Origin of the sequence: Sedimentitalea nanhaiensis DSM 24252 (genome assembly GCF_000473225.1) — a bacterium.
Taxonomy (GTDB): domain Bacteria; phylum Pseudomonadota; class Alphaproteobacteria; order Rhodobacterales; family Rhodobacteraceae; genus Sedimentitalea; species Sedimentitalea nanhaiensis.
The window spans coordinates 728458-753920 of record NZ_KI421509.1; the positions used below are offsets into that span (position 1 = coordinate 728458).

Annotated in this window: 27 protein-coding genes, 1 tRNA gene and 2 pseudogenes; 14 read left to right on the top strand and 16 right to left on the bottom strand. The window is 58.6% G+C overall.

Features of this window, described 5'->3' with window-relative positions:
- The 6 genes from istB to NANH_RS27800 form a co-directional block, all read left to right on the top strand.
- Nucleotides 1-588 (top strand): IS21-like element helper ATPase IstB (gene istB, locus NANH_RS0105165; RefSeq protein ID WP_027261070.1); only part of this gene is annotated, 588 nt, incomplete at its 5' end.
- Between the two features lie 17 nt (nt 589-605).
- A complete protein-coding gene (locus tag NANH_RS25520) occupies nt 606-1913 on the top strand; it encodes a molybdopterin dinucleotide binding domain-containing protein (protein ID WP_281171041.1) in 1308 nt (435 codons plus the stop codon).
- A gap of 77 nt (nt 1914-1990) precedes the next feature.
- On the top strand, nt 1991-3262 hold the full coding sequence (locus NANH_RS0105175; protein ID WP_081710426.1) for a molybdopterin molybdotransferase MoeA: 1272 nt from the start codon (nt 1991-1993) through the stop codon (nt 3260-3262).
- A complete protein-coding gene (locus NANH_RS0105180; RefSeq protein WP_051372249.1) occupies nt 3259-3786 on the top strand; it encodes a DUF2478 domain-containing protein in 528 nt (175 codons plus the stop codon). Before NANH_RS0105175 ends, NANH_RS0105180 begins: the two co-directional genes overlap by 4 nt.
- Nucleotides 3776-4786, top strand: coding sequence for a GTP 3',8-cyclase MoaA (gene moaA / locus NANH_RS0105185; protein WP_027261073.1), 1011 nt, complete (start codon nt 3776-3778; stop codon nt 4784-4786). Before NANH_RS0105180 ends, moaA begins: the two co-directional genes overlap by 11 nt.
- A gap of 21 nt (nt 4787-4807) precedes the next feature.
- Nucleotides 4808-5122, top strand: a complete 315-nt coding sequence (locus tag NANH_RS27800; RefSeq protein ID WP_074920822.1) for a carboxymuconolactone decarboxylase family protein — start codon at nt 4808-4810, stop codon at nt 5120-5122.
- A gap of 1011 nt (nt 5123-6133) precedes the next feature.
- Here the strand turns inward: NANH_RS27800 and NANH_RS28380 are convergent.
- Together NANH_RS28380 and NANH_RS0105195 are read right to left on the bottom strand one after the other, a co-directional pair.
- A complete protein-coding gene (locus NANH_RS28380) occupies nt 6134-6502 on the bottom strand; it encodes a hypothetical protein (protein WP_139236660.1) in 369 nt (122 codons plus the stop codon).
- Between the two features lie 126 nt (nt 6503-6628).
- Nucleotides 6629-8386 (bottom strand): tetratricopeptide repeat protein, encoded by a 1758-nt coding sequence (locus tag NANH_RS0105195; RefSeq protein ID WP_139236658.1) that lies wholly within the window; start codon nt 8384-8386, stop codon nt 6629-6631.
- 556 nt (nt 8387-8942) lie between these two features.
- Between NANH_RS0105195 and NANH_RS0105205 the strand changes: the two genes are divergently transcribed.
- The 3 genes and pseudogenes from NANH_RS0105205 to NANH_RS29250 form a co-directional block, all read left to right on the top strand.
- Nucleotides 8943-9740 carry a hypothetical protein gene (locus tag NANH_RS0105205; RefSeq protein ID WP_027261076.1) on the top strand — a complete coding sequence of 266 codons (798 nt, stop codon included), beginning with the start codon at nt 8943-8945 and terminating at the stop codon, nt 9738-9740.
- Nucleotides 9741-9931: 191 nt separating this feature from the next.
- A complete protein-coding gene (locus NANH_RS25525; protein WP_081710428.1) occupies nt 9932-11326 on the top strand; it encodes a metal-dependent hydrolase family protein in 1395 nt (464 codons plus the stop codon).
- 151 nt (nt 11327-11477) lie between these two features.
- Nucleotides 11478-11585 (top strand): annotated as a pseudogene (locus NANH_RS29250) (IS481 family transposase); the annotation flags it as partial.
- A 173-nt stretch (nt 11586-11758) separates the two neighbouring features.
- Here the strand turns inward: NANH_RS29250 and NANH_RS0105220 are convergent.
- A complete protein-coding gene (locus tag NANH_RS0105220; protein WP_027261077.1) occupies nt 11759-12229 on the bottom strand; it encodes an Lrp/AsnC family transcriptional regulator in 471 nt (156 codons plus the stop codon).
- Nucleotides 12230-12329: 100 nt separating this feature from the next.
- Between NANH_RS0105220 and NANH_RS0105225 the strand changes: the two genes are divergently transcribed.
- From NANH_RS0105225 to NANH_RS0105245, 5 genes are all read left to right on the top strand, one after another.
- Nucleotides 12330-13268, top strand: coding sequence for a DMT family transporter (locus NANH_RS0105225; protein WP_027261078.1), 939 nt, complete (start codon nt 12330-12332; stop codon nt 13266-13268).
- A gap of 186 nt (nt 13269-13454) precedes the next feature.
- Nucleotides 13455-13751, top strand: coding sequence for a type II toxin-antitoxin system RelE/ParE family toxin (locus NANH_RS0105230; protein WP_027261079.1), 297 nt, complete (start codon nt 13455-13457; stop codon nt 13749-13751).
- 9 nt (nt 13752-13760) lie between these two features.
- Entirely contained in the window at nt 13761-14069 is a 309-nt protein-coding gene (locus NANH_RS0105235; RefSeq protein ID WP_027261080.1) for a HigA family addiction module antitoxin, read from the top strand.
- Between the two features lie 87 nt (nt 14070-14156).
- Nucleotides 14157-14450 carry a hypothetical protein gene (locus NANH_RS28905; protein WP_036049462.1) on the top strand — a complete coding sequence of 98 codons (294 nt, stop codon included), beginning with the start codon at nt 14157-14159 and terminating at the stop codon, nt 14448-14450.
- A 15-nt stretch (nt 14451-14465) separates the two neighbouring features.
- Nucleotides 14466-14675: a recombinase family protein gene (locus NANH_RS0105245; RefSeq protein WP_027261081.1), complete on the top strand. Its 210-nt coding sequence runs from the start codon at nt 14466-14468 to the stop codon at nt 14673-14675.
- A 35-nt stretch (nt 14676-14710) separates the two neighbouring features.
- On the opposite strand, the pseudogene NANH_RS25540 reads toward NANH_RS0105245, so the two are convergent.
- The 13 genes and pseudogenes from NANH_RS25540 to iscR form a co-directional block, all read right to left on the bottom strand.
- Nucleotides 14711-16102: pseudogene (locus NANH_RS25540) on the bottom strand (IS3 family transposase).
- A gap of 376 nt (nt 16103-16478) precedes the next feature.
- Nucleotides 16479-16555: transfer RNA gene (locus NANH_RS0105260), tRNA-Arg, on the bottom strand.
- Nucleotides 16556-16790: 235 nt separating this feature from the next.
- The gene (locus tag NANH_RS0105265; RefSeq protein WP_027261082.1) at nt 16791-18011 is read right to left on the bottom strand and encodes a cysteine desulfurase; all 1221 of its coding nucleotides are present in this window, start codon (nt 18009-18011) and stop codon (nt 16791-16793) included.
- On the bottom strand, nt 18004-18594 hold the full coding sequence (locus NANH_RS0105270) for a Yip1 family protein (RefSeq protein ID WP_027261083.1): 591 nt from the start codon (nt 18592-18594) through the stop codon (nt 18004-18006). Before NANH_RS0105270 ends, NANH_RS0105265 begins: the two co-directional genes overlap by 8 nt.
- Nucleotides 18591-19088, bottom strand: a complete 498-nt coding sequence (locus NANH_RS0105275) for a YIP1 family protein (RefSeq protein WP_027261084.1) — start codon at nt 19086-19088, stop codon at nt 18591-18593. Before NANH_RS0105275 ends, NANH_RS0105270 begins: the two co-directional genes overlap by 4 nt.
- Nucleotides 19088-20368 (bottom strand): Fe-S cluster assembly protein SufD, encoded by a 1281-nt coding sequence (gene sufD, locus NANH_RS0105280; RefSeq protein WP_027261085.1) that lies wholly within the window; start codon nt 20366-20368, stop codon nt 19088-19090. The genes NANH_RS0105275 and sufD overlap by 1 nt, the downstream gene beginning before the upstream one ends.
- Nucleotides 20368-21123: a Fe-S cluster assembly ATPase SufC gene (gene sufC, locus NANH_RS0105285; protein WP_027261086.1), complete on the bottom strand. Its 756-nt coding sequence runs from the start codon at nt 21121-21123 to the stop codon at nt 20368-20370. Before sufC ends, sufD begins: the two co-directional genes overlap by 1 nt.
- Nucleotides 21124-21150: 27 nt before the next feature.
- The gene (locus tag NANH_RS0105290; protein WP_027261087.1) at nt 21151-21756 is read right to left on the bottom strand and encodes an O-methyltransferase; all 606 of its coding nucleotides are present in this window, start codon (nt 21754-21756) and stop codon (nt 21151-21153) included.
- Nucleotide 21757: 1 nt separating this feature from the next.
- Entirely contained in the window at nt 21758-22072 is a 315-nt protein-coding gene (locus NANH_RS0105295; RefSeq protein ID WP_027261088.1) for a heavy metal-binding domain-containing protein, read from the bottom strand.
- A gap of 4 nt (nt 22073-22076) precedes the next feature.
- The gene (locus tag NANH_RS0105300) at nt 22077-22283 is read right to left on the bottom strand and encodes a hypothetical protein (RefSeq protein WP_245601402.1); all 207 of its coding nucleotides are present in this window, start codon (nt 22281-22283) and stop codon (nt 22077-22079) included.
- The gene (sufB, locus tag NANH_RS0105305) at nt 22276-23799 is read right to left on the bottom strand and encodes a Fe-S cluster assembly protein SufB (protein ID WP_027261090.1); all 1524 of its coding nucleotides are present in this window, start codon (nt 23797-23799) and stop codon (nt 22276-22278) included. Before sufB ends, NANH_RS0105300 begins: the two co-directional genes overlap by 8 nt.
- Nucleotides 23800-23815: 16 nt before the next feature.
- Nucleotides 23816-24859, bottom strand: a complete 1044-nt coding sequence (locus NANH_RS0105310; protein ID WP_027261091.1) for a cysteine desulfurase family protein — start codon at nt 24857-24859, stop codon at nt 23816-23818.
- Nucleotides 24856-25317 carry a Fe-S cluster assembly transcriptional regulator IscR gene (gene iscR / locus NANH_RS0105315; RefSeq protein WP_027261092.1) on the bottom strand — a complete coding sequence of 154 codons (462 nt, stop codon included), beginning with the start codon at nt 25315-25317 and terminating at the stop codon, nt 24856-24858. Before iscR ends, NANH_RS0105310 begins: the two co-directional genes overlap by 4 nt.
- Between the last annotated feature and the right edge of the window lie 146 nt (nt 25318-25463).

Genomic DNA, 25463 nt, shown 5'->3' on the forward strand with positions numbered 1-25463 from the left:
TTCCCGGCATACAAGGATCTCTCTGGCTTCGACTTTGCCGCCAGCGAAATCCGTGAAGCCTTGGTCCGCCAGTTGCATCGCTGCGAGTTCATGATGGGGACCGAAAACGTGGTGCTGATCGGAGGCCCAGGAACTGGGAAATCGCATGTCGCCACCGCTCTTGGCATCCAAGCGATCGAACATCACCGTAAACGCGTCCGCTTCTTCTCGACGGTTGAGTTGGTCAATGCGCTGGAGCAGGAAAAGGCCCAAAACAAGGCGGGGAAGATCGCTGAGGCGCTGGTGAAAACCGACTTGGTGATCCTGGATGAGTTGGGATATCTGCCGTTCAGCGCTTCGGGAGGCGCGTTGTTGTTCCACCTTCTCAGTAAACTCTACGAGCGCACCAGCGTCGTCATCACCACGAACTTGAGCTTCAGCGAATGGGCCAGCGTGTTCGGCGATGCGAAAATGACCACCGCGCTACTCGACCGCCTTACCCACCGCTGCCACATCCTGGAGACCGGCAATGACAGCTATCGGTTCAAGGCCAGCTCGGAGACAGCGAAAAAGAAACGAAAGGAGACAGCAGCATTGACGCCATCATGACGCAAAGAACATAACAGCTGGGTGGGTCAAGTCTCGGTGACAATGCCGGGTCAGTTCTCAGCGACAATCAACACCGTGCGCTTGAATCCGTGGAAACCGTCATCAGTGTCGACGTCTGGTGGACCGCCGCAACCCGCTGGTGCGACATCGTCCTGCCTGCGGCCTCGACCCTGGAACAGGACGACATCTCGTCTGGTGGCACCTATTCCAACGACAAGGTCTACGCGATGAAGAAGGTGATCGAGCCTGTGGGTGAAAGTCTGCCCGATTACGAGATCTTCGAAGGTCTGGCCGACAAACTGGGCCTGTGGATGCAGTTCACCGACGGCGAAGACAAGATGTATCACATCAAGCTCGCCTACGAGAAGTCATCCGCGGCCAAGCACACGCCGTTCGAGGAGTTTTGGGAAAAGGGCTATGCCCGCCAGGAGGTGCCTGAAGAGGCCCGCAAATGGACCCGCCACAGCGAGTTTTTCAACGACCCCGAGGGCAGCCCGCTGCACACGGCATCCGGCAAGATCGAAATGTTCTGCGAGGATTTTGCCAAGCTTGGGATCGACGACATGCCCGGCATGCCGATGTGGATGGAAAAGCACGAATACCTCGGCAACGCGAAGGAAGGTCAGTTGCACGTCGTGTCTCCGCACCCGTGGTTTCGCCTGCACAGCCAGATGGACCAGTCGGAAAACCTGCGCGCGCTTTACAAGGTGCAGGGCCGCGAGCCGGTCCGGATCAACACAAAGGACGCCGCAGATCGTGGCATCGAGGATGGTGACCTGGTCGAGCTGTACAATGATCGCGGCACGGTCATCGCCGGGGCTGTTGTCAGCGATGACATCATGCCGGGCGTGGTTTCGATCTACGAGGGGGCCTGGCCGTCGCTTGACAGCAAGGGCCGGTGCAACTCCGGTCTGGTGAACTTCCTGACGTCGACCCAGCCATCCTCCGGTCTGGCACAGGCGACCACCGCCAACACAGTGCTGTGCTCCATGCGCAAATGTGAAGACCCCGAAGGTCCGAACATGGCTTACGAGAAGCCCGCGATCATCGAGGACATGGAAATTGCCGAAATCGATGAGGACAAGCTGGGTCTGGATCGTCTTTATGAACTGACCGAGAAGCTTTATGCCGACATGAGCCCGGGCGAGAAAATCTACTTCGAGCGGTGCACCGTCTGCCACGCGCCGCGCGAGGTGACCCACTTCACGCAGCAGCAGTGGAAGGGCATCACCCCGTCGATGTTCCCGCGGGCCGGTCTTGATGAGCAGGAAGCAGAGCTTGTCATGGACTACCTGATGACGAACGCCGCGGACGCCGCGAAATAAGCCAGAAGGATGCGGCCGGGCACACCGGCCGCATCCGTTTTCCTTTACCGGATTTCCGGTCGGTTGCAGGAGGTATCATGGACGGCGCAAATGTCTCGACCGGATGTGGCTGTGATGGCCTTGCCGGATCGCAACAACTACTGAGTTGCAGCGAGGCGCGCGCTTTGGCCCTGGCCAATGTGCGCCCCATCCTTCAGCAACAGACGCTTCCTTTGGCGCAGGCGCTTGGCTGGACTGCCGCCGCTGATATTTTCGCGCCCCGCGCGATGCCCTATTTCAACAACTCCGCCATGGACGGCTTTGCGCTGCGCCTGGCCGATCTCGAGGGGCGCTGCTGCCTGCCCGTCGCCGGAACCGTTGCCGCCGGCGATGCGCCGTGCGAGCTGCCCACGGGCGCGGCCATGCGCATCTACACCGGGGCGCCGCTGCCAGAGGGCGCAGATACCGTCGCGATGATCGAGACGTGCATCGACAAGGTGACCAAAGTACATTTCTCGACCGCGCCCACGCGGGGCAGCAACATCCGCCGGGCAGGCAGCGATCAGGATGCAGGGCAACTGCTGCTGCGCAAAGGCACCCGCATTGCGCCGCGCCATATCGGCTTGTTGGCCGCAAATGGCCTGCACGACATCGCAGTTGTCCGCCGGCCTCGCGTTGCCGTCTTTTCCACCGGGAACGAGGTGACCGCCGGCCCCTGTGCGCCGGGTCAAATCCCAGATGCAAACCGCCCCCTGCTCTGCGCGCTGCTGGCAGAGCACGCAGCAGAGGTCAGCGATCTGGGCATCCTGCCTGATGACCCCGATGCCACCGCCGCGGCGTTTGCCGATTTGGGCGGCCAGTTCGATCTGATCATGACCTCTGGCGCAGTGTCGATGGGTGGCAAGGATCACATCCGCGATGCGCTGATCGCTGCAGGCGGTGATATCCAAGGCTGGCGCGTGGCAATCAAGCCCGGCAAGCCCGTTCTGTTCGGCACGCTTGGCGATGCGGTTTTTACCGGCCTGCCGGGCAATCCCTTTGCCGCCTATGTCGGCTTTCACATGTTCGTCCTTGCGCAGCTTGCCCGTATGAGCGGCGCGCAACCCGCGCCCTTTGCCGCGACCCCGGCAAGCGCCGGATTTGAATGGCAGCGCAAAGCCGGGCGGGCCGAAGTCTTTCCGGTGCGCCTGAAAGGCTACGACGCCAATGGCCTGCCCGTCCTGCAACGCCTTGGTGCAAGCGTTTCCGCCACGCTGGTGCCGCTGGCCGAGGCCGATGGCGTGGCGATCGTCGCGGCCGAAACCTCTGCGGTGTCGATGGGCGACATTCTGCACTGGCACCCCTTCTGCACCATCGGAGCATTGACATGACCTTCACTCCCCTTGCCGCCATACGGTTCGATCATGGTGATATCGACGGGTTTCTCGCCGGAATTGCCAATAGCCTTGCCGCCTCGGGCATGCGTGTGCGCGGCGCGGTTCAAAGCCGCGGCGCGGTGGGCGGCGAATGCCGTTGTGCCGACATGGATCTGACCACACTGTACTCGAACAAGACCTTTCGCATCTCGCAGCCGCTGGGCAACGGCTCGCGCGGCTGCCGCCTGGACCCCGGAGCGCTCGCGATCTGTTCTTCGTTCATCGCAAGCGAATTACACGCCGGAGCCGACTTGCTGATCCTCAACCGCTTTGGGCGCGGCGAAAGCGAAGGGCGCGGATTTCGTGATCTGATCGGCGCTGCGATTGCGCTGGAGGTGCCGGTGCTGACTGCGGTCCGCCCGACATATGCCGACAGCTGGGCCCATTTCGGCGGCGACATAGCCTGCGATCTTCCAATGCAGACCGATGCAGTGCTGGGGTGGGTCAATCGCCTCGAAAGGAGCCGCCATGCCGCTTGATGTCGCTCGCCTCCGTCCACTGTCCGACAGTTTCGGTCGCTCTGTGACGTATCTGCGCCTGTCCCTCACCGACCGCTGCGATCTGCGCTGCACTTATTGCATGGCCGAAAACATGGTTTTCATGCCGAAACGAAATCTGCTGAGTATCGCAGAGCTTGCCCGCTTGTCTGATGTCTTTATCCGCCGCGGCGTGCGTAAACTCCGGCTGACAGGCGGTGAACCGCTGGTGCGCAAAGGGGTCATGGATCTCATCGCAGAGCTTTCCCGCCACTTGGAGACAGGCGCACTGGAGGAGCTCACGCTGACCACCAACGGCACCCAACTGGCGCGATACGCGGATGATCTTGCCAAATACGGCGTGCGTCGAGTTAATGTGTCGCTTGATACGCTTGACCCCGCGCACTATCGCAAGATCACCCGGCGCGGCGACCTGGAAAAGGTGCTGAATGGACTCGACGCTGCGCAAACCGCCGGTCTCAAGGTCAAGCTCAACGCCATCGCCAGCCGTGGCGCGTTCGAGTCTGAGCTCGACTCCCTGATCCACTTTGCCCATGGCCGCAGCATGGACCTGACCCTGATCGAAGAGATGCCGATGGGCGCGACCGGACAGAATCGCGCGGAGACCTTCCTTCCTCTCGATGAGTTGAGGGCCGGCCTTGCGCGGCGCTGGACATTAGCGCCCCTCGCCCACGCCACCGGCGGCCCGGCGCGTTATCTGAGCGTCGCCGAAACCGGCGGGCGGCTCGGCTTCATCTCTCCGATGTCCTGCAATTTCTGCGCGCTGTGTAATCGTGTGCGGCTCAGCGCCGCGGGGCGGCTTTTTACCTGTATGGGGCAGGAAGGATCGGTCGACCTTCGCCCCGCACTCGAGCAAGATGAAGACGTGTTGGATGCTTTACTGCGGCGGGCAGTTTCCGCTAAACCTCAGGGGCACGATTTCGGAGCCCACAACATCTCGCACCTTTCGATCCGACGGTTCATGTCGGCGTTAGGTGGGTAATAAGACCTGAAAGGAAAACCCGTGAAAGATGACCTTCCCGGCGCCGCTGGCGATCTTGCCCGGCAACACCCCGATATCTGGTCCGCCTACTCCGCTTTGGGGGCTGCCGCTGCGGAGTCCGGCGGTCTTAGCGACCGCGAGAAACGTCTGGTCAAGCTCGCGCTGGCAATTGGAGCCGGGTCCGAAGGAGCTGTTCATTCTCACGCGCGCCGAGCTTTGGATGAAAACATTCCAACCGCAGATTTGAACCAGACGGCTTTTTTGGCCATCGGATCACTTGGCTTTCCACGCGCAGTCGCAAGCTGGACTTGGATAACTGACGTAACAGAACCGTAATGATCGATAGCACCAATAAGTGCGTCGATGCTCGGAATTCGTTTGGTGCTCGCATCAATCTCGTCGGCTCACGCGTCACATGGAATCTTTGCGTCAGCGCTCGTGTTCTGTGACGTCACAAAGTGCAGGTAGCTGCCGTTAAGGACAGTCGCAGCGAATTCACAGTTCGTCCGCTCAGCAGGCATACGATCGTGGAAAATGCTGCGCTCATCATGAATGGCAGCAACGCGAAAGTTGCGGCGCAGCAATTGGCTGGTCGGTAGATGTCTCCTTTGGGCCGGTCGCGACGATCCATGGCTCGCTGCACACGGCCACGCAGCATGAAATCCTGCAGCCTATCCCTTCCCAAAATCGGCCTTCGCCGCCTCGCACGAGGGCAAGCAAGAATCTCAGCCGTTGGGCAATCTCCACCGAGAGGCCCGGCCTCCCCTCGGGGGCGGGGACGTGCGAGCGCTATGCCGTCCCACTATGCCGTCCTGCCCCGCTCAGACCGCCAAAAGCGCGTATTTTTCCGACGCGCAGTCAATAAAACAAGGCCCTCAGGGTTTCTGTTTGAGGTGGAAAACGGTCTCGAAAACCGTTGAGCCTGCAAGGGTTCCCAGGGTTCGAATCCCTGTCTCTCCGCCATTTCCCATTGATTTCATTTCGTATTATCGCAAAGAGACAAATCAACCCATGTTCGAACCCATGCTTCGAAATTGGCTTCATACGGATATATGACGGATTTACGCTCACGAAGTCGTGACCGCGGTCTATTTTGTGATCTTAGGGTCAGCGCGCATCGCAACCTTTAGACCGTCGTGGGCTTTCGCCCGCTCGGAACCATAGCGGTCGTCGTTAGTCTCTATGATACGTTCAATTGCGCGACGAACATTTTCCAGCGCAACAAGGTCACATCGCATCTGCCAGTATGCAAAGTGCTTTCCTGCTTCGTCTGTGCCTTCAATGGCGGCACGGCGATACGCTTCAAGTAGCCCAACGTATGCTTCCTGCTTTTCCCGAAACCGCCTTTCATCTGTCTTTGATTTTTGCGCCAGCCACGCCTGAACCAGCGCAGTTACGATAGCCTGCTATGGGTGATTGCGTCGTGAACATACATGGCGGGTTGGTCCTTATATTTGCCCACAGGAAATCAGACTCTGCGGCGCAGCGTCGCGCAAACCCGCGTCGGAAAAAGCCGATATGGTCGAAGGTAACTGCGCAGCCGCGATCACAGGCTATGCGGACAAGGTTTGTGATTGCATTGTCTTTTTCCTTCACCCCAAGGCTTTCGGGTAATAGCACGGTGATTTCGTCTGCCAGTGAAAAGGCAATGTCGAACCGTAGCAGTTCGGCGAATTCGTCACACCAGGGTGCCCCGCCACCCGAGCTTTCCCTCATTAGGTTTCTTACCGCCGAAGATCACCGGTTTGCCATGGTTGTAATAGAGTCTGCTCTCAGACCAAAGCCGCATCAGAAACTCATTGGAAACCCGATACCTTGATCTGAGGCGCATGTTTCCATCGGTTATTTGGCGACAGCTGCGCGTGCTTCAGAAAGCCCCTCGACGACGGCTTCGACAACGACTGCATGCATGCTATGGCCTTCAAGCCAGGTTCTTGGGTCCTCAGATAGGAGCGGATCGAGCGCGGCCAATTTCTTGAGGGCTTCTCGAGCGGCCCGATCATTTGAAAGTTGATTGTGAGCAATGGCGAGCATTGCCTGCCCGAAAGACCAGCCATCGGCAGAAGCCCGTTCTGCCGCGGCCAGCATGGCCGACCACTCTTTCTCGATGAGATGGTTTGCAGCAAGCACGTGATAATAAAATGGGGGCGGTGCCACGGATTGGTCGATAGCGCTGTGCATGACGGGCACAGCATCGGAAAAGCGCCCGGCTACTGCATACCGGATTGCGAGATTGGCGAGGGCGGCGGGGTCGTTTGGGTTCCCCTCCACAGCCAGACGCGCATATTCGATCGATCGCTCAATGTGCCCTGCATATTGCTCGACATGCGACATTGCCTGCAGCGCATCCGTATCCCGAGGGTCGAGGTCGATTGCACGCAGCGCGGCTTCTCGTGCCAGGTCAAAAGCCTCGTCCCGTGAAAGTTCCTTCTCATGGCCGAAACGGGCCGCATCGTTGCGCAGATAGGCAAGCATGGCCCAGGCCCGGGCATAATCGGGGTCATCACGGACGGTGGCCTCGAGGCAATCCCGAACCGCCTGGTACTCGTCGCGATGATATGTGCGCCGGTAGAGTTGCGCGCTTGCGACACAGGCAAAGCCGCGAAGGCTCGGGTCGTTAGGGTTTGCAAGCTGCTTGTCACGGACATCACGAAGCGCATAGCCGTATTGCTGACCGACTGCAGAAGCGATCTCCGAAGAAATAGTGTCCTGAATGCCGGTGATGCTCTGGCCATTCGCGCCCGCGGTAAAGCGTGCGCTCCATGGGACTTTTTGGTCCGCTCGCCGGATGAGTTCAGCGCGGATGAGTACTTTGCCGCCCTCTTGCCACAGGTCTCCAGTCACGGCGAAATCGGTTCTGGGCAACTTGCCTGGTGGCACAGTGCGTTCTGGGCTGCCTACTGTCTGATGTGGCGCTAGATGCGCTGCAATATCCGGAAACCTGATCAAAGCTGCAGCGATCTCGTTAGTCAGTCCGGACGCAACAAGCGAAACAAGATCGTCGCCTGTACGAACGTCAAAGTCTTCAACAAGAATTGCTACCTTTTCGGTTGAAACTGTGGGGGTAAAAGGCGCCTGCACTTCCGGCCATATGATCCAGAACAAGGCTGCGGCCACAATGACGCCAAAGCCGATTGCCATCAGGGTGTAGCCCGAGCCGAACGCCGCATGCGGCTTCGGGGTTCGCTTGCTGGCGTTTCCGGGATCAGCCGATGGAAGGGGCGCAACCGGATCCGCGGCCTCTTGCGTGACGAATTTAGGAATGTAGCGACCCTTCGGGATGCTGATACGTATTGGATCATCCCGTCCCGCCCCTGCATAATAGTTGTCGAGGTCGCGGCGTAATTTGCGTGCTTCGAGCCTCACAATTGGATCCGACTGCTGGTTAAAGTCCGGGCCGCGGCCAAAAACCGAAATGGCGATAGTCGTGGCCTTCAGCTCCGCTTCGCGGCCAGCCAAGGTTTCCTCGATAACATACTTCAGCATTTCGCGGCGCCGAACACTCGCCTGAAGCCCGCCGTAATCGAATATCCGGTCAAGCTGCCGACGGATGTCATCCGTCGGGGCGGGCAGACTCGTCATTTCCTGGCGGTGTGGCAATATGTGTGACCTTTCCCGTGAATCAGCAATGATGACAGAAGCTTATCACAGTCAAGGTAGCACTGTAACTGCCGGGAGAATGGCCGTTTATCTATGTAGGCTACATGTAGCAACGTAGGAAACAGGTCGCCCGCCGTGCTGTAGTCAACTCAGGAGTGCGCGGTCATGGAATCCTTTCTGCGCAAGTTGCTGGAACGACATCCTGAAAAGGGGCAGGAAATCATCTGACTCGCAGGCGAAAATGCGGATTTATGTCGGTCTGCGAAGAAATCCAGATGGCCGAGAACGCAGGGAGGCGCTGGAAAAATCTGTCGGCACGCGCGCGTGAATATGAGAACATCTAGCAGGACCTCCACCACGAATTCTGGAGGCACCTGTCACGAAGCACGGGAAGCACGGAAAGAATAGCCCGGAGGAGTCCGATACCGAGGGTGCCGCGCGCACTCTGCAACTGGCGCGAAAACAAGAGCAACGGGAAAGAGACGCTGAGATGAGTGAAATAGCGAGACCGCGAACAGGACGGACCCCTTGTACCAAAGGTTCCCGCAACCGACAGATGCGGAACACCACCTATGCTGCTGCATTGCCACTTCTGGTTGCGTTGGCGGCCCCCGTCAGCGCCCAACAGGACCTGGCGGAGATCAACAATGGCACCAATCCTACCCTGCTGACGACGCAGTTCGGCATCCAGTATCAATTCAACGAGATCAATTCGAACTTGAACACGGGCCTGTTTGAAGCCTTTTACACTCGGCCGTTTGGCGCGGGCGGGAGACGCGCGTTCAGGTTCACGGTGCCTGGCTCGGACAGCCCGTTCAATGCAAACCCAATCTATGGCGGTGTACCGGATGTTGAATTCACCCTTGGCGACGTAAGCGTTACCTACATCGACGTGTTTCACTTGACCGAAAAGAACGGTGCGGCCTTTACGTTCGAACTGTTTCTGGACACTGCTGAAACCGAAGCTGCTGGGTATGGGCAGTTCGCAGGCGAAACTTCGGTTTTCTATGCCTGGTTCCTGAACAACGGTGCGATCTTTGCGCCAGCTTGGGTTCAAACGTTCGGACTGGAAGGCGGCAACGATCAGGGTGTCAACGTGAACACGACGACAGTCGATTTCTACTATGTGCCGAAGCTGAAGAACCCACGGTTCTACCTGACCTTCGACCCTGCAATCATTCACGACTGGGAAAATGACGCGACCTTCGGCAGCCTTCAGGTGACGGCAGGCATGCTGACCGGCAGGGCATTCGGCGGCGACAGTCAAATCTACATCAAACCCGGGATTCTTTTCGGCGGCGACCGGCCCGCGGAATGGTCCATTCAGGTTGGCTACAAGGTGCTTAATTTCTGATCCCGGTTCTCATCCCCTCTAACGCCCTGTTCCAGACCATGTACACCATCCAATGCAATATCCTGTTTGGTCGCAACCAGGGCTTGCGGGTTAGTCTTGACACGGTCGGGCGCGTTATGGCGCGTTACAATGAAACGGCACGCGCGGTCAAAATCGAATTTCTCTCATCACTTGAATAAGGATAAACCATCATGACAAACAGAACGCTGAGCTGTCTTCTCTGCACAACGCTTGCCGTGTCGCCCGTTGTAACGTCTGCGCATGAAGACAATCACGCAGTCTTACCGGAGGGAGTGGTTGGAGAGATTGAAACTACCAGCATCAAGATGAAATTTGAGAATGTGGTGATCCGCGGCGCGCAAATATTCAATGGCTGCGATGAGACGCTCATAGATGCAGACGTGCTGGTTTCTGGTCAATTGATTGCGCAGATCGGACCGGATCTCGAAGCGCCGGAGGGTGCGTTCGAGATAAACGCGGAAGGTCAAACGCTGATGCCGGGGCTGATTGATGCACATTGGCACGGTGTCTTTGCAGAGGCAACAATTGGCCAGCTTGCATTGACGGGCGAAGGGTACTGGAATCTCTTGGCCGCCAAAGCGCAGAACAACGCGCTTTATCGCGGTTTCACAACCGTCCGCGACGTGGCCGGGCCGATGTTCGATATTGCCAAAGCCACGGATCAAGGGATCATCGATGGACCACGGGTCTTTCCGTCCGGTCCGGCCTTGTCGATTACGGCAGGTCACCAAGATTTCCGGTTAACGAGAGAAGTGCCACAAGCGGCGGGCAGCCTCCACTCCTTCGAAACCAACAACATGTTCTACATCACCGATGGTGTGCCTGACGTGCTCAAACGCGTGCGCGAAAACCTGATGCAGGGAGCCACCCAAATCAAACTGATGGCTGGCGGTGGCGTCACCTCCGCCTATGACCCGATCCATACGATCCAATTCACGGATGATGAATTCCAGGCCGCCGTTGAAGCCACGGAAGCCTGGGGCACCTACGTAACGACCCACGCCATTAACAACGAGGCCGTTATCCATTCGGTCGAGAACGGTGCAAAAAGTGTTGAACATGGCCATATGGCAACGCGCGAAACACTGCAAATGATGAAAGACGCGGATGTCTGGCTCAGCATGCAACCCTTTCTCGACGACGACGATGCGCCTGCGCTGAATGATTTTCAGAAAGAGAAATACAAATTCGTCACTGACGGAACTGATTTTGTCTATCGCACGGCCAAGGAACTTGGGCTGAAGATCGCATTTGGCACCGACACGTTGTTCAGCGCGGATCTCGCAAAGCGTCAGGGGGCAGTGCTGACCAAACTGGAAAAGTGGTTCACACCTTATGAGACGCTAAAGATGGCCACCTGTGGGAATGCCGAATTGCTGAAGCTCTCAGGCCCGCTCACGCCCTACCCGCTTGGCCCACTCGGCGTGATCGAGGAAGGCGCCTATGCCGACATGATCCTCGTCAACGGCAACCCGCTGGAGGATTTGCAGCTAATCAGTGATCCCAAGGAAAACTTTCACATGATCATGAAAGATGGTGTGATTTACAAATACGAGATCGAATAATGTACCTGTTCTGAATATGGTGGCTGGTAGGCGACACTGCCTGCCAGTCGCAGGCGGAGGAACGGCGGATTTTCTCCCGGAGTTCAATCATTAGGTGTTTGATCCCATGGTTTGATGGTGCGATCCTTTCTCAGGAATGGAAGGAAGTACTATGGGACAAGTTCGTCACGGCAGCGCCACGACGACGCACGCCGTCAGAGCTGCAATACAGCGATCGCAAGCTTCGCTCGCGCAGCTGAGCAAGGAGCTGGGCATCGATCTCGCGGGCGCGGCGAATGGCCGGTTCGGTGAAGCTGCACTGCGGCGCGGTCTGACAATATGAATGGCTGGTAAGGGCCGCTCGTGTCGCCAGCCGAAGCCAAGGTTGGTCACGCATCTGAGGTAGGCTCCGAGCCCAAAGTGCTGAACGCTGCAAGATGTTTGAATGGCCGCTTACCCGATGACGGCCGGTTCAACGGCAGTGGTTTCCTTATAGGTCTCAACCGCAAACAGTGTCGTGTAGCGCACCACGTCCTGGTCGCTATCGAAGAGCCGATCACAAAGTCCCTGATACTCTTCCATATCGGTGAAATGGCCGATCAGAACCGCATCAAGCTCACCTGTCACGCCATAGGCTTGCGTGATTGCTGGTTCTTCTGAGATGCGGGATGAGAAAGAGGTGCGCAGGTCTTTTGTGTGGTTCCGGGTTGTGACTGTTATGATCGCTCGGATACCCCGCCCGAGTTTGGCAGGATCGGCCAGATAGACACAGTTTATGAGCACCCCGGAGCGGCGTAGCTCGGCGACGCGCCGCAGACAGGTCGATGGTGTGGACCCGACCGCCTCCGCCAGTTCTGCCTTCGTCAGGGAGCCGTCCGCTTGAAGAGCAGCGACGATCCGAAGATCCAGAGCATCCATGGTCATGTCCGCCTCCCGTGGTCCATAACTCCAAAATATCGAAGATTTTGACCACACTTTCCATTGCTTTCGTCGTAGGTCTACGAAAAAGCGATGGAACCTTGACATGAGTAACGGAACCCTCGGCCTGATCTGTGCCTTCTCCTTTGTCATTCTGGAAGCGGGCCAGGCCGTCTTCTTCGGGCGTGTATTCCAGGACTATGACTCCTTTCTGATCGGAGCAGCCGTCTTCGGCTTTACCGCCTTGGGCGCTCTTACATGGACAGGTATCCGTGCCGCAGATGAACTGCGTACCGCATGGGGTAACGGCGCTGCTCTCTTTGGCCTGAACCTGTCGACTGCCTTTGTATGGATCGCCTATTTCTTCGCGCTTCAGATGATCGAACCGGCAGTTGTGTTCACGATCTTCTCGGGGCTGATCCCGGTCGCTATTCTGGTCGCCTGGGCCCTTGGCGTCCCGGAAGCATCGCCGCTACGCAACCGCACTGAAGGCGCGGGCTTGCTCATCATTGTGATCGGTGTCGGTTATCTCGCGGCGATCACCATCCTCGGCAGGTCTGGCTTTGTGAGAGGGGACTGGACAGTTGCACTGACTGGATTGCTGCTGACCTGTATCTCAGGGGCAAGCCTCGCGGCCATGATGATTTATAGTCAGCGGCTCAACCGTCTGGGTGTCTCTCCCATCGCGCAATATGGACTGCGGTTCCCACTCTATGTGGCGGTCGCACTCGCAGGGGCCTCGCTCGGTTTCGATGAGAAAGGCCCCGTCGATCCGGGCGGTTTGATGATCGTGGTTCTGATCGGATTTGTCATCATGGCGTTCCCGGTCTTTGCGATGCAGAAGGCAATCTCGCTGATGTCTACCTTGACCCTCGCCGCGATTACCGCTCTCGGCCCGCTATTCGTCTTTCTGTTCCAGATCCTTGAAGGTCGCGTAGACTACGCACCTGCGACGATGACCGGCCTGATCATCTACTTCACTGGCGCGATTCTCGCGGCCTATGGCGGAGCGAAAAGCAGTGATCGAAGTGTTGTACACACATGACAGCGAACATGCGGGTGCGTGAACCCGGCCATTCGAACGGGGTCGACGGACGGCGGCTAAGTCCCGCAGACTGTGAGTTCGAACAACTGCACATTTTGCGATCGCAGCGAATGTCGGGATGACGGGCCGCACTGCAGCCTTGTGTCATGGCCCAGTGAGTGGTATATTATCTCGTGGAGTTAGTCAATGATCGTAAGCTTTCGGGACGATTGGCTGCGGGCCTTCTTCGTCGATGACGTGCGCTCGCGGAGCATTCCGGCCGATCTCGAAAGCCGATTGTTCCGCAAGCTGCAGATGATCGACGACGCGATGACCGATCAGGATTTGCGGGTGCCGCCGAGCAACCATTTCGAGAAGCTGCGCGGCAATCTTGCGGGCCTGCATTCGATCCGCGTGAACAAGCAGTGGCGGCTGATCTTCGCCTGGGATGGTGGCAAGGGCGAAGCCAGCGGCCTCTATCTCGACGACCATAGCTACCGATGAGGTGACCTGATGTTGATGACCAAGCGCAAACCGGCCCCCGTTTCGGAAATCCTGATCGAGGAGTTCATGAAACCGATGGAACTGACCCAGGCGGCGCTCGCCGAGGCGATGGGCGTGCAGCGCAAGCATGTGAACGAGCTGTGCAACGACCGCCGCAACATCACCGCCGCCACGGCGCTGATCCTGGCGCGGGTGTTCGGCAACAGCCCCGATTTCTGGCTCAATCTCCAGCGCCGCAACGATCTGTGGGAGGCGATGCACGATCCCGCCAAACGCAAGCGGATTGACCGGGCGAAGCCCTTGAAGAAGGCGGCGTGATGACCGCCGTGGGCGCGCCATCGCAACCTGCGCCTGCCGAGTTCCTGTCTTCATGCGCCAGACTGCGCATCGCATCCTGGCGCACGGATGGCCGGTTCCGCCGCACGCACCCGGCGCCGATCATGGCGGCATGGCGCAGTCCCGGCAGCACAGTGGCAAACCGATCGAACGTCGCCGGCCATGGGGGCCGCTCCGCTCGATCTCTACGACTATGTTCCGGCGGCCGGATCGCGAAATACGCGCGAACGCAGGAGCGCACCACAACGCATCCGTATCACCGACGACTGGCCGGAGATTGTGCCGATCACCGAGGCCGAGGTTCGAATCGTCGAAGCCTATTTCGGCGATGTTCTCGACGAACTGTTCGGACCGCTTCCTTAATTCGAGGATCATGCCATGACTGACGCAGCCTCTCGCTCACTGGAGGCTGCGCCTGATGGCCCCACCACGCGCGCCGCGCTCTATCTGCGCGTCTCGACGAACCGGCAGGCGGAGCATGACCTTTCCATCCCCGACCAGCGCCGGCAGGCCGAGCGCTACTGCGAGACCAAGGGCTGGCAGATCGTGTGTCCGTCGTCAGAGGTTTTGGGCCAGTTGGCGGCCTGAGCTAAGAGAGGTTCTGGCTCATCTTTTTGTTGCGATTATGCGGCGGATTTGCGGTGAAGCAAGCGTCGCGTTTCGATGGTCTTCCGTTTGATCCTTTCTCGTTGTTTCAGAATGGTCTGGCCGCGCCCGAAATAGACATCGGCCGGGGTGAGGTTTTGCAGGCTCTCGTGATAGCGCCGGTGGTTGTAATGATCGACAAAGGCATCGATCTGATGCCTGAGATCACCGGGCAGGTAGTAGTTTTCCAGCAAGATGCGGTTCTTCAAAGTCTGGTGCCATCGCTCGATCTTGCCCTGAGTTTGCGGGTGATACGGAGCGCCTCGAACATGATCCATCTGCCGGTCCTTCAGCCCGTCGGCCAACTCGCTGGAGATGTAACTGGACCCGTTGTCGCTGAGCAGCCGTGGCTTGTGCAGGACCGTCGCCCGATCACAACCCGAAGCCTGCAACGCGAGATCCAGCGTGTCGGTCACATCGCCCGACTTCTCGTCGTGCAGAGCTTCCAGGCGATGATGTAGCGGCTGTAATCATCGAGGATGGTCGACAGATAGAACCAGCCCCAGCCGATGACCTTCAGGTAAGTGAAGTCGGTCTGCCAGAGTTGGTTCGGCCGAGTGGTCTTGTCGTGGAACTCGTCTGCGGCTGACAGAACCACATAGGCGGGGCTGGTGATTAAGTCATAAGACTTGAGGATGCGATAGGCTGAAGCCTCTGACACAAAGTACTTTTCCGTGTCGGTGAAGCGCACAGCCAACTCGCGTGGCGACAAATCGCTTTCCTTCAGGGCCAGGTCCTTGATCTTCTCTCGAACCGGCTCGGGAATGCGGTTCCAGACCCGTGACGGCTTGGGACTGCGATCCTCAAGCGCCTCGGGACCACCGGACAGATACCGGTCATACCAGCGATAGAAGGTGGTCCTGGGAATGCCCAGCTTGCCTAGCGTTCGTGTGGTCGGGAGATGCGACCCTTCGACGAGGCGAATGATCTCCAGCTTTTCGGATGCGGGATACCTCATTCGTCGTCGCCCCCATCTATTACCCGGCAGGCGAATGCAAAGCATTCTGCCGAGAGGGCGCGATTATGCTTTTTTTGAGCAACCGAAGTTCAAGGGCCTGTTCGGAAACCACTTCCTTCAGATCGCGTGCCTCACGGCGCAGGTCTTTGAGCTCGGTCGATGTCGCTGCGCGCGCCGTGTCGCCCGCCAGACGTTTCTTCCCAGCTTCGAGGAACTCCTTGGACCAGCTGTAATACAAGCTCTGCGCTATGCCCTCTCGCCGACACAGCTCTGCAATGCTGTCCTCGCCCTTCAGGCCGTCCAGCACGATCCTGATCTTCTCTTCCGCTGAATACTGCTTGCGGGTGGCTCGGCGGATGTCTTTGACGACTTTCTCGCCGTGGCTCTTACGTGTTCCGGGTTTCTGTCTCATCTCCACTCCTTGGTGGTTACGATGTGCCAGAAACCCTCTCTTATCAAATCACCCTAAACTGTCCCAATGGCGCTGACCTCAGACACCTACGAGAAGCGGATCGCGAAACTGGAGCGTGAAAAGGCATTGTTTGCCGAAAAACTGGCAAATGGAGTTAAACCACGCATGACCTTAGAGGAGTCGTTCGAATACGCGATGCGATTCCTCTCAAACCCTTGTATTATTTGGAAAAATGCCGATTTAGCACTCAAAAAAACGGTGCTCAGACTGGCATTTTCGGAGCCTGTACCGTACTGCCGGAATCAGGGACTTCGAACACCTAATTTAACCTTCCCATTCAAGGTGTTAGGTGAATTCTGTAGTGGAAAATGTGAGATGGCGCACCCGACAGGATTCGAACCTGTGACCTCTGCCTTCGGAGGGCAGCGCTCTATCCAGCTGAGCTACGGGTGCATACCGTTCGCGAGATGCTTACGCCATGCTTACGCGAGAATTTCGTCGGCATGAAGAGCAAACCCGACATTCGCTCAAACCGTTGTTTAGTCACTTCTTTCTTCCAACACAACCAAGCATCACCAGCCTTGATTTCTGCCTTCGGAGGGCAGCGCTCTATCCAGATGAGCTACAGGTGCCTGCTGCGTCTATAGCCGTGTCACAAGCGGCCCGCAATCGCAAATTCATCCAAGCTTCAGGCAAAAAGGTCATGTGCCAGTTCCAGCGCGTCGACCAGTACGTCGACCTCTTGACGGGTATTGTACAGGCCGAACGACGCGCGACAGGTCGCCGTTACACCGAGGTGGTCCATCAGCGGTCCCGCGCAATGGTGCCCGGCCCGCACGGCCACGCCGCGTTTGTCCAGGATTGTCGAAACGTCGTGCGCATGGGCCGCCCCGTCCAGCGTGAAGGAGAAAATCGCGGCCTTATCTGTTGTGGTGCCTTGAATCTGAAGCCAGTTCAGGCCGCTTAGCCGCTCTACCGTATAATCGCGCAGGGTATTTTCGTAGGCGGCGATGTTGTCCATCCCCAGATCCATCATATAGTCCAGCGCCACACCCAGCCCAATGGTCTGGACGATACCCGGAGTCCCGGCCTCGAATTTCATCGGCGGATCGTTGTACAGAATGGCGTCTTTGTGAACTTCCTTGATCATGTCCCCGCCACCGATAAACGGGCGCATTTCGGCCATCCGGTCGGATGTGCAATAGATCGCACCCGAACCCGACGGGCCATACAGCTTGTGCCCGGTGATGGCGTAAAAGTCGCACCCGATGTCGGTGACATCGACCGGCATGTGCACTGCGGCCTGGCTGCCATCCACCAGAACCGGCACGCCTTTGGCATGTGCACCTGCGGTGATCGCCTTGACGTCCACGTTGGAGCCCAGAACGTTGGACGTATGGGTCACAGCCACCAGCTTGGTGCGTGGCGTGATTGCATCGATCACCGCCTCTGGGTCCAGCGCCCCGGTTGCGTCCACATCGACCCATTTCAGCACAACGCCCTGACGTTCGCGCAGAAAGTGCCAAGGCACGATGTTGGCATGATGCTCCATCACTGACAGCACAATCTCGTCGCCCGCCTGCATCCGGGGCATGGCCCAGCCGTAGGCGACCATGTTGATGCCTTCGGTGGTTCCCGAGTTCAGAACGATCTCGTTCTCGGACGGTGCATTCAGAAAGCGCGCGATCTTGCCACGCACGGCTTCGTATTTGTCGGTCGCAAGGTTGGAAAGAAAGTGCAAACCGCGGTGAACATTGGCGTATTCCATCGAATACGCCTGAGAGATTGCGTCGATCACCACCTGCGGTTTTTGGGCAGAGGCGCCATTGTCCAGATAGGTCAGCGGCTTGCCATTGACCTCGCGCGCAAGAATCGGGAAATCCCGGCGAATTTTCTCTACGTCATACATAGGCGAATGATCCAACAATCGGTCCCCCGAACAGGGAAATCAGCAGGGTAAGGCCAAGCAGCATGGCCAGCATCGCCGCAATCAGCACCCCGGCGGCCCGGCCCATCGTCGGCAATTCATGGGCCTGTTTGATAAAATGCAGCAACATGTAGATACCATAGATCGAGGCGGCAAAGACCAGCAACGCCGACAGAAGCGGCACCGTCATGAGCAACACCAGGGCGACGCCCTGAACCAGCAAACGCAGCGCCTGTAACCAAAGCACGACCCGCATGACGCCGTCGACCGTGCCGCGTCCGCCCAGAAAACGACCGGTCCAGAACAGGGAATAGACCGTCAGGATCAATCCTCCAGCCACAATGGCGCAATAGACCAGCGGCACGTTGAACAGTCCGGGCAGCGGCGACGGCCCCGGAACCAAAAGGTTGGACAGCGAAAACAACAACGCATTCAGCACAGCGATCAGCCCCAGAGCGGCCCACAACGCGTCGCGGGACATCGGCAACGTCAGCACCACGCGGGCCGCATTTGCGGGATCCTTGACGGACAGCACAGTCAATTGGCGCAGTTCGGGTGCGGTCATGGGTTCGGCCTCTCAGGTGGCCGTTCGGCCTGTTTGAGGCAGGCAAACCAGAACCAGCCAAAGATCGCAAGCCACAACAGCCCAACCGCCTGAAGTCCCGGACCCGGGCCTATCATTCCGGCCACCAGACCATGCAGCAGCACAAGTGGACTGGAGGCCAGCAGCGCCCAGAACAACGCCAGCCGCGCGCCGAACCAATCCCCCTGCCCGCCCAGGATCCGCGCAATCAGATGCGACAGGGCGGCCAGCAGATACAATATCAGCGGCGCCAGAAAGACCCAGCCGAACAGGGCTCCGCCCAGCAGCATGTCCAGTTCCTGACCGGTGAGGTGGGCGATCCGGGCCAGCCTGGGCATCTGCGACACAAAGACGATCACGCAGGCCACCATGACAAAGGCCAGTGCGCGATCTTCGCGCGGGCCCATGCTCAGCAGCCGCCGCATGACCTTTCCCGGTCCACGATAAGTCGCGGTAATGTCGGTTGTGACCGGCATCAGCGGCGGCGCGCCAACCAGCCTTGCAGCCGCGCCAAAATGTCATCGGCCAGCGCCTTGTTCTCGATCTCGTCCACCGATTCGGCCAGAAATGCCAGTGTCAGCAGGTCGGTTGCCGTGGATTCCGGCACCCCGCGCGAGCGCAGGTAGAACATCGCGTCCTCGTCGATCGCACCGCTGGTGGAGCCGTGCGAACAGGCCACATCGTCAGCATAGATCTCCAATTCGGGCTTGGCCAGAAACTGGCTGTCCTCATCCAGCAACAACGACTGGCTGATCTGATACCCGTCGGTTTTCTGCGCGCCGGGCTGCACCAGGATCTTGCCCTGAAACACCCCTGTCGCGCCATTGCGCAGCACCTTCTTGAAAACCTGGCGGCTTTCGCAATTTACCGCGTCATGGGTTATGAAAACGGTATCATCGTGGTGAAAATCGCCATCCCCGACGCAGGCACCGGCGACATGGGTCACGGCATTGTCGCCGGTCAGTTCGATCACGCACTCATTGCGTGTCAACATACCGTTGACGGTCAACGTAAACGATTTGAACACAGATTCCTCGCCCAGCCGGGCGAACATATGGGTCACCGCCCTGCGCTCGTGATCACGGCCCTGCGCCCGTACGTGGTGCAGCACGCCGCCATCGGCAACATCGATTTCGGTGCATTTGTTGAACCGGGCGGCAGCGGGGCCGTTTTCCAGGATCGTGGCTTCGGCCCCCGTGTCCACACGGATCACATGATGCAAGATGGCATCCGAGCTTTCAGACCGGTGGCGATAGATCAGATTGATAGGCTTGCTTGGCTTGCCGGTGACATGGATCACCACCCCATCGGTCGCAAAGGCGGTGTTCATCGCAGCAAATGGCCGTTCGACGGGTTTCTGGCCACGCGCTTCCAAAGTGCCATACACCGCCTTGGCCCAATGAATTTCGGACTTTGCAGTTTCGGCCAGACGCTCGATCACCACACCTTGCAGTGCCAGATCGTCAGAGGCGTCGGCATCAAAAACACCATCGACAAATACGATCTGCAGCCGGTCCACGTGATCAAACAACGGAATCTCGTCAGAGGTCAGTACCGCCGCAAAGGGCGTGGCCGGATCGACCAGCGCGTCCGGGCGGGTGTATTTCCAGTATTCATCCCGGCGCTGAGGCAAACCCATCGCGATCAGGCGGGACAAAGCATCGCGGCGCGCGGGCTCGCTCCAGCCACCGGCTGGCAAGGTCAGGCCCGCCAGCCGGGCCTGGGTGGCAGAGTGTTTCAATTCCGGTTTTGCCATCATGCCACCTCGGACAGGATGTCGGCATAGCCGTTATGTTCGACCTCGAGCGCCAATTCCGGTCCGCCCGATTTGACGATGCGGCCATCGGCCATGATGTGCACCACATCCGGTTGAATGTGATCCAACAGCCGCTGATAGTGGGTGATAACCAGGAACCCGCGCCCGATGTCGCGCAGGGCATTGACCCCGTCAGCCACCAGTTTCATCGCGTCTACATCCAGACCGGAATCGGTTTCGTCCAGGATGCACATCTTGGGTTCCAGCATGGCCATCTGAAGAATTTCGTTACGCTTTTTCTCTCCGCCCGAAAATCCGACATTCACTGGCCGCTTGAGCATATCGGCATCGATCTTGAGCGATTTTGCCCGCTCACGGACCACCTTCAGAAACTCTGCCGCGCTCATCTCTTCCTGCCCGCGAGCCTTGCGTTGGGCATTCACGGCCGTCCGCAGAAAGGTCATATTGCCGACACCGGGAATTTCGACAGGATACTGGAACGCCAGAAACAACCCGGCTGCGGCGCGCTCTTCGGGTTCCAGTTCCAGCAGGTCGACGCCCTCCATCGTGGCGCTGCCCTCGGTGACCTCATATCCGCCGCGACCGGACAGGACATAGGACAGCGTCGATTTCCCCGAGCCGTTCGGCCCCATGATCGCGTGGACCTTACCGGCCTCGATCATCAGATCGACCCCTTTCAGGATCTGCTTTTCTTCTTCTTCAAGTTTGACGTGCAGGTTCTTGATTTCCAGCATTTTCTTACCTCTTATCGGTGTCTGCGCCTAAGCGCGGAACATGAATTTTGTGATGTGCAGAAGACGGTTGGCAGGGATTGCCACGGGGTTTACGCAAAACTCGGCCATACGCCCGGTCAGTGTCGGTTTGCCGATGAACTCCTCGACCTGACGAAAACCCTTGTGGCGGGTATAATCGTCAAACAGCAGGGTCACCGGGCGGGTTATGGAGAAAGCCGTGGCCAACGCACAACCGATGCGAAAACGACCGTCGACCAGAACCGCGTCGGGATGGCGGAAATCGTCGCGCTGCCAAACGGCCAGGGGATAGTTGGCAAAGCGCCGCCACGCGCTGTCATCCGCCGGGTGGCCCCAGTCGGTGGTTTCACCGATATTGGCCCAGATCACGTCAACCGTTGTGCCTTGGGCAGGCGGGCAGTTCTGAAACCATCGCCGCATGCGACGCACCCAAGAGCGGTCGCTTTCAACGGTCGTAATGTGTTTGTCCGGCAATTCCGCAGCCAGCACGGTCGACCCGCCCGAACCGTATTCCAGGATCGTCTCGGCCTGCCCATAGACCCGCGCGACCAGCTCGGCCGCATCGGGCGGCATGGTCAACTGGGGCCGCAGCGCATGTTTGGGCTGAACAGTCATCTCAGGCGATCACCACGGCGGTGCCCGAGGCAGAGACCATCAGCATCGACTGTCCGACCACTTCGTAATCCAGATCGACTCCGACAACGGCATTGGCACCCATGTCCACAGCGCGCTGTTCCAGGTCCCGCAATGCGGTATCGCGGGCGTCCTGCAATTTACTTTCGTAGGCACCAGAGCGTCCGCCCACGATATCGGTGATCGACGCAAAGACGTCGCGCACGACGTTGGCGCCCATGATCGCCTCGCCCACAACGATACCTTTGTACGAGCGAATTTCATGACCCTCGACGGAAGGGGTGGTGGTGATGATCATGGGGTCAGATCCTCGTCTTTCCAACCAGCAGCCGAACCAGAACCGCAGCCAGCAGTCGCCCCGCCACGGCACCGGCGGCAATGCCCAAAACCGGCGAGGCGTTGGGCGTCAGGTTCACCCATGCAATTCCGATCAGCCCGCCCAAAACGGTCAGCACATAGGGCAGTACACCGATAATCCGTTGCATCGCAGGGGTGGGTTGGTCAGCCAACTGATCCCTCCAGCGAAATCGCCACCAGCTGTTGCGCTTCCATGGCGAATTCCATCGGCAGGGCCTGAAGCACGTCCTTGCAGAATCCGTTGACCACCAGCGCCACGGCTTCTTCTTCGTCCATGCCACGGCTGCGACAGTAAAACAGTTGATCGTCATCGACTTTCGAGGTGGTTGCCTCGTGTTCAACCCGCGCCGAATTGTTGCGCACCTCGATATAGGGCACCGTATGCGCCCCGCAGTTTCCACCGATCAGCAGGCTGTCGCACTGTGTATAATTGCGCCCGTTCCTGGCCTTTGGATGCATCGACACCAGCCCGCGATAGGTGTTCTGGGCATGGCCCGCGCTGATGCCTTTGGACACGATCCGCGACTTGGTGTTCTTGCCCAGATGAATCATCTTGGTGCCGGTATCGGCCTGCTGATAGTTGTTGGCGATGGCGATGGAATAGAATTCGCCCTGGCTATCGTCGCCGCGCAGGATGCAGGATGGGTATTTCCAGGTCACGGCAGATCCGGTTTCGACCTGGGTCCACATCACCTTGGCCCGATCGCCCCGGCAATCGGCGCGTTTGGTGACAAAGTTATAGATTCCGCCTTTGCCGTTCTCGTCGCCCGGATACCAGTTCTGCACCGTGGAATATTTCACCTCGGCATCTTCTTCGATGATGATCTCGACCACCGCTGCGTGCAGCTGCGCGATGTCGCGCGCCGGCGCTGTGCAGCCTTCCAGATACGAGACATAGCTGCCCTTGTCGGCAATGATCAGCGTGCGTTCGAACTGGCCGGTGTTTTCCGCGTTGATGCGGAAATAGGTACTCAGTTCCATCGGGCAGCGTACGCCCGGCGGCACATAGACGAACGAGCCGTCCGAAAACACCGCGCTGTTCAGAGTGGCATAGAAATTGTCGCTGACCGGAACCACCGAACCGAGATATTTACGGACCAGTTCGGGATGCTCGCGGATGGCCTCGGAAATCGAGCAAAAGATCACACCGGCCCGTTTCAGTTCGGCCTGAAACGTCGTGCCGACCGACACGGAATCAAACACCGCGTCGACGGCCACCTTGCGCCCCTCTGCGGGTACGCTTTCCGCCCCTTCGACACCGGCCAAGATTATCTGTTCCTTGAGCGGTATGCCCAGTTTTTCGTATGTCGCCAGCAGTTTGGGGTCGACCTCGTCCAGAGATTTGGGCTTGACCTCCATGCTCTTGGGGCGGGCATAGTAATACTGATCCTGAAAATCGATTTCCGGATAATCGACCATCGCCCAGGTGGGCTCTTCCTTTTGCAGCCAGCGGTCGTAGGCCGCGAGCCGCCACTCGGTCATCCATTCGGGTTCTTCGTTTTTCTCCGAAATCAGGCGCACGATGTCCGGCGTCAGCCCCTTTGGGGCGTATTCCATATCGATTTCGGTTTCCCAGCCGTATTTATAGGCACCGCCTACTTCGCGAACCGCATCTACAGTGTCCTGATCGACGCCCTCTTTTACCTGTGTCGTATCCAATGCGGCCATTTGGTTTCTCCTGCGATCACGCCGCGCGGGCGCGGTGTTTCTTTTCTTTGGTCAGCCACGCATCGGCAAAGCGCAGCACGTCCGTTTCCGTTGTCTCAAGGCCCAGCGAAACGCGGATCGCGCTTGCGGCTGTAGCCTCGTCATATCCCATGGCGCGCAGCACCCTGCTGGCACGCACCTTGCCGCTGGAACAGGCAGACCCGGCGCTTATGGCGAACCCGGCCAGATCCATCTGCATCACCTGAGTCTCCCCTTTCCAACCCGGGGTGGCGCAACACAAGGTGTTCGGCAGGCGTTGATTCTCTATTCCGACAAAAATAGTATTGTTTGAACCGCCCGCAAGGGCGGTTTCTAGAATATTTCTAAAATGTGCAACCGATTCCCACGCACCGCTTGCCACATCCCGGGCCGCCGCCTGTGCCGCCGCGCCGAACCCGGCGATCGCGATGACGTTTTCAGTGCCGGAACGGCGGCCCATTTCCTGTCCGCCGCCGCGAATTTGCGCCGCAATCTCAGTGCCGCGCCGTACCACTAACGCGCCGATTCCCTTTGGGCCACCCAGTTTGTGCGCGGAAACCAGCGCCATCCGCGCGCCGCAGGTGTCGAAGGCGAATGGCACCTTTCCAAAGGCCTGGGTCGCGTCGGTCATGGCCAAGTTATCCGGCAGATCCTGAAGTACCCCGGTTTCAGAATTGGCCACTTGCAACACCGACCTGACCGGATCTGTCACCGAAACGCGCCCGTAGGTATCAACGGGCAGGTCTGCCTTGATCCATGCGATCACGGCGTCGTGTTCGATATCGGAACCCTGCAGATCCTTTCCTCGGCAGGCCAGGGCCGCAGCCTCGGTGGCGCTGGAGGTGAAGATCACATCGGCCCCTTCGGCGCCACATGCCTCGGCCACCTGGTAACGGGCACGTTCCACCAGGGCCTTGGCGGCGCGGCCCTCGGCGTGCACGCTGGACGGGTTGCCAACCACATCCATGGCGGCAATCATCGCCGCCCGCGCTTCGGGGCGCAGCGGTGTGGTGGCGTTATGATCGAGATAGATCCGGTTCATTCCGCATCCACGACGTCAAACAGGCTGGGAACCGCCGGACAGGGTGCCAGTTCGTTTTCGACGATATCCGACAGGCTCGTTTGATGCAGGAAAACATAGACATGAGCGCTCAGCCCCTCCCAAAGGCGATTGGTCAACGATTGCGCGCGACTGCCGGATGATCCGCCCGAGGCCCCTGCCCCTTTGTGCATCGCGTCAACGGTTTCATCCACCGCCGACAACACGTCCACAACCCGTATCTCGGAGGTCGGCCGCGCCAATCGATACCCGCCGCCTGGCCCCCGCACAGACGCCACCAGCTCGGCGCGGCGCAGTTTGACGAATAGCTGTTCCAGATATGGCAGCGAAATATTCTGACGCTGCGATATGTCGCCCAAGGTCACCAATTGGCTGTCCGGCTGCAGCGCGATGTCTGCCAATGCCACCATGGCGTATCGGCCTTTGGTCGAAAGCTTCATGATTTCTCCTCCCAACCGGGCTGACAGTTGTCCGAAAACATTGACGTTTCCACGTTCAATGCGTATGTGCCCAGCACCACGGCGCGAAGCCCGCGCCATCAATTAGAACCGTTCTAAGGTGCCCAAGCGAATTCGTCAAGAATATC

Coding starts and splice junctions, on each gene's coding strand:
- NANH_RS0105175 (WP_081710426.1), top strand. CDS start 1,991: ATGGACGGCGCAAATGTCTCGACCGGATGTGGCTGTGATGGCCTTGCC.
- sufC (WP_027261086.1), bottom strand. CDS start 21,123: ATGCTGGAAATCAAGAACCTGCACGTCAAACTTGAAGAAGAAGAAAAG.
- NANH_RS0105270 (WP_027261083.1), bottom strand. CDS start 18,594: ATGACCGCACCCGAACTGCGCCAATTGACTGTGCTGTCCGTCAAGGAT.
- NANH_RS0105310 (WP_027261091.1), bottom strand. CDS start 24,859: ATGAACCGGATCTATCTCGATCATAACGCCACCACACCGCTGCGCCCC.
- NANH_RS0105205 (WP_027261076.1), top strand. CDS start 8,943: ATGCGGAACACCACCTATGCTGCTGCATTGCCACTTCTGGTTGCGTTG.
- NANH_RS25525 (WP_081710428.1), top strand. CDS start 9,932: ATGACAAACAGAACGCTGAGCTGTCTTCTCTGCACAACGCTTGCCGTG.
- NANH_RS28380 (WP_139236660.1), bottom strand. CDS start 6,502: ATGAGGGAAAGCTCGGGTGGCGGGGCACCCTGGTGTGACGAATTCGCC.
- iscR (WP_027261092.1), bottom strand. CDS start 25,317: ATGAAGCTTTCGACCAAAGGCCGATACGCCATGGTGGCATTGGCAGAC.
- NANH_RS0105290 (WP_027261087.1), bottom strand. CDS start 21,756: ATGACTGTTCAGCCCAAACATGCGCTGCGGCCCCAGTTGACCATGCCG.
- NANH_RS28905 (WP_036049462.1), top strand. CDS start 14,157: ATGGCCGGTTCCGCCGCACGCACCCGGCGCCGATCATGGCGGCATGGC.
- NANH_RS0105235 (WP_027261080.1), top strand. CDS start 13,761: ATGTTGATGACCAAGCGCAAACCGGCCCCCGTTTCGGAAATCCTGATC.
- NANH_RS0105245 (WP_027261081.1), top strand. CDS start 14,466: ATGACTGACGCAGCCTCTCGCTCACTGGAGGCTGCGCCTGATGGCCCC.
- NANH_RS0105230 (WP_027261079.1), top strand. CDS start 13,455: ATGATCGTAAGCTTTCGGGACGATTGGCTGCGGGCCTTCTTCGTCGAT.
- sufD (WP_027261085.1), bottom strand. CDS start 20,368: ATGGCAAAACCGGAATTGAAACACTCTGCCACCCAGGCCCGGCTGGCG.
- moaA (WP_027261073.1), top strand. CDS start 3,776: ATGCCGCTTGATGTCGCTCGCCTCCGTCCACTGTCCGACAGTTTCGGT.
- NANH_RS0105265 (WP_027261082.1), bottom strand. CDS start 18,011: ATGTATGACGTAGAGAAAATTCGCCGGGATTTCCCGATTCTTGCGCGC.
- NANH_RS0105220 (WP_027261077.1), bottom strand. CDS start 12,229: ATGACCATGGATGCTCTGGATCTTCGGATCGTCGCTGCTCTTCAAGCG.
- sufB (WP_027261090.1), bottom strand. CDS start 23,799: ATGGCCGCATTGGATACGACACAGGTAAAAGAGGGCGTCGATCAGGAC.
- NANH_RS0105180 (WP_051372249.1), top strand. CDS start 3,259: ATGACCTTCACTCCCCTTGCCGCCATACGGTTCGATCATGGTGATATC.
- NANH_RS0105295 (WP_027261088.1), bottom strand. CDS start 22,072: ATGATCATCACCACCACCCCTTCCGTCGAGGGTCATGAAATTCGCTCG.
- NANH_RS0105225 (WP_027261078.1), top strand. CDS start 12,330: ATGAGTAACGGAACCCTCGGCCTGATCTGTGCCTTCTCCTTTGTCATT.
- NANH_RS0105275 (WP_027261084.1), bottom strand. CDS start 19,088: ATGCCGGTCACAACCGACATTACCGCGACTTATCGTGGACCGGGAAAG.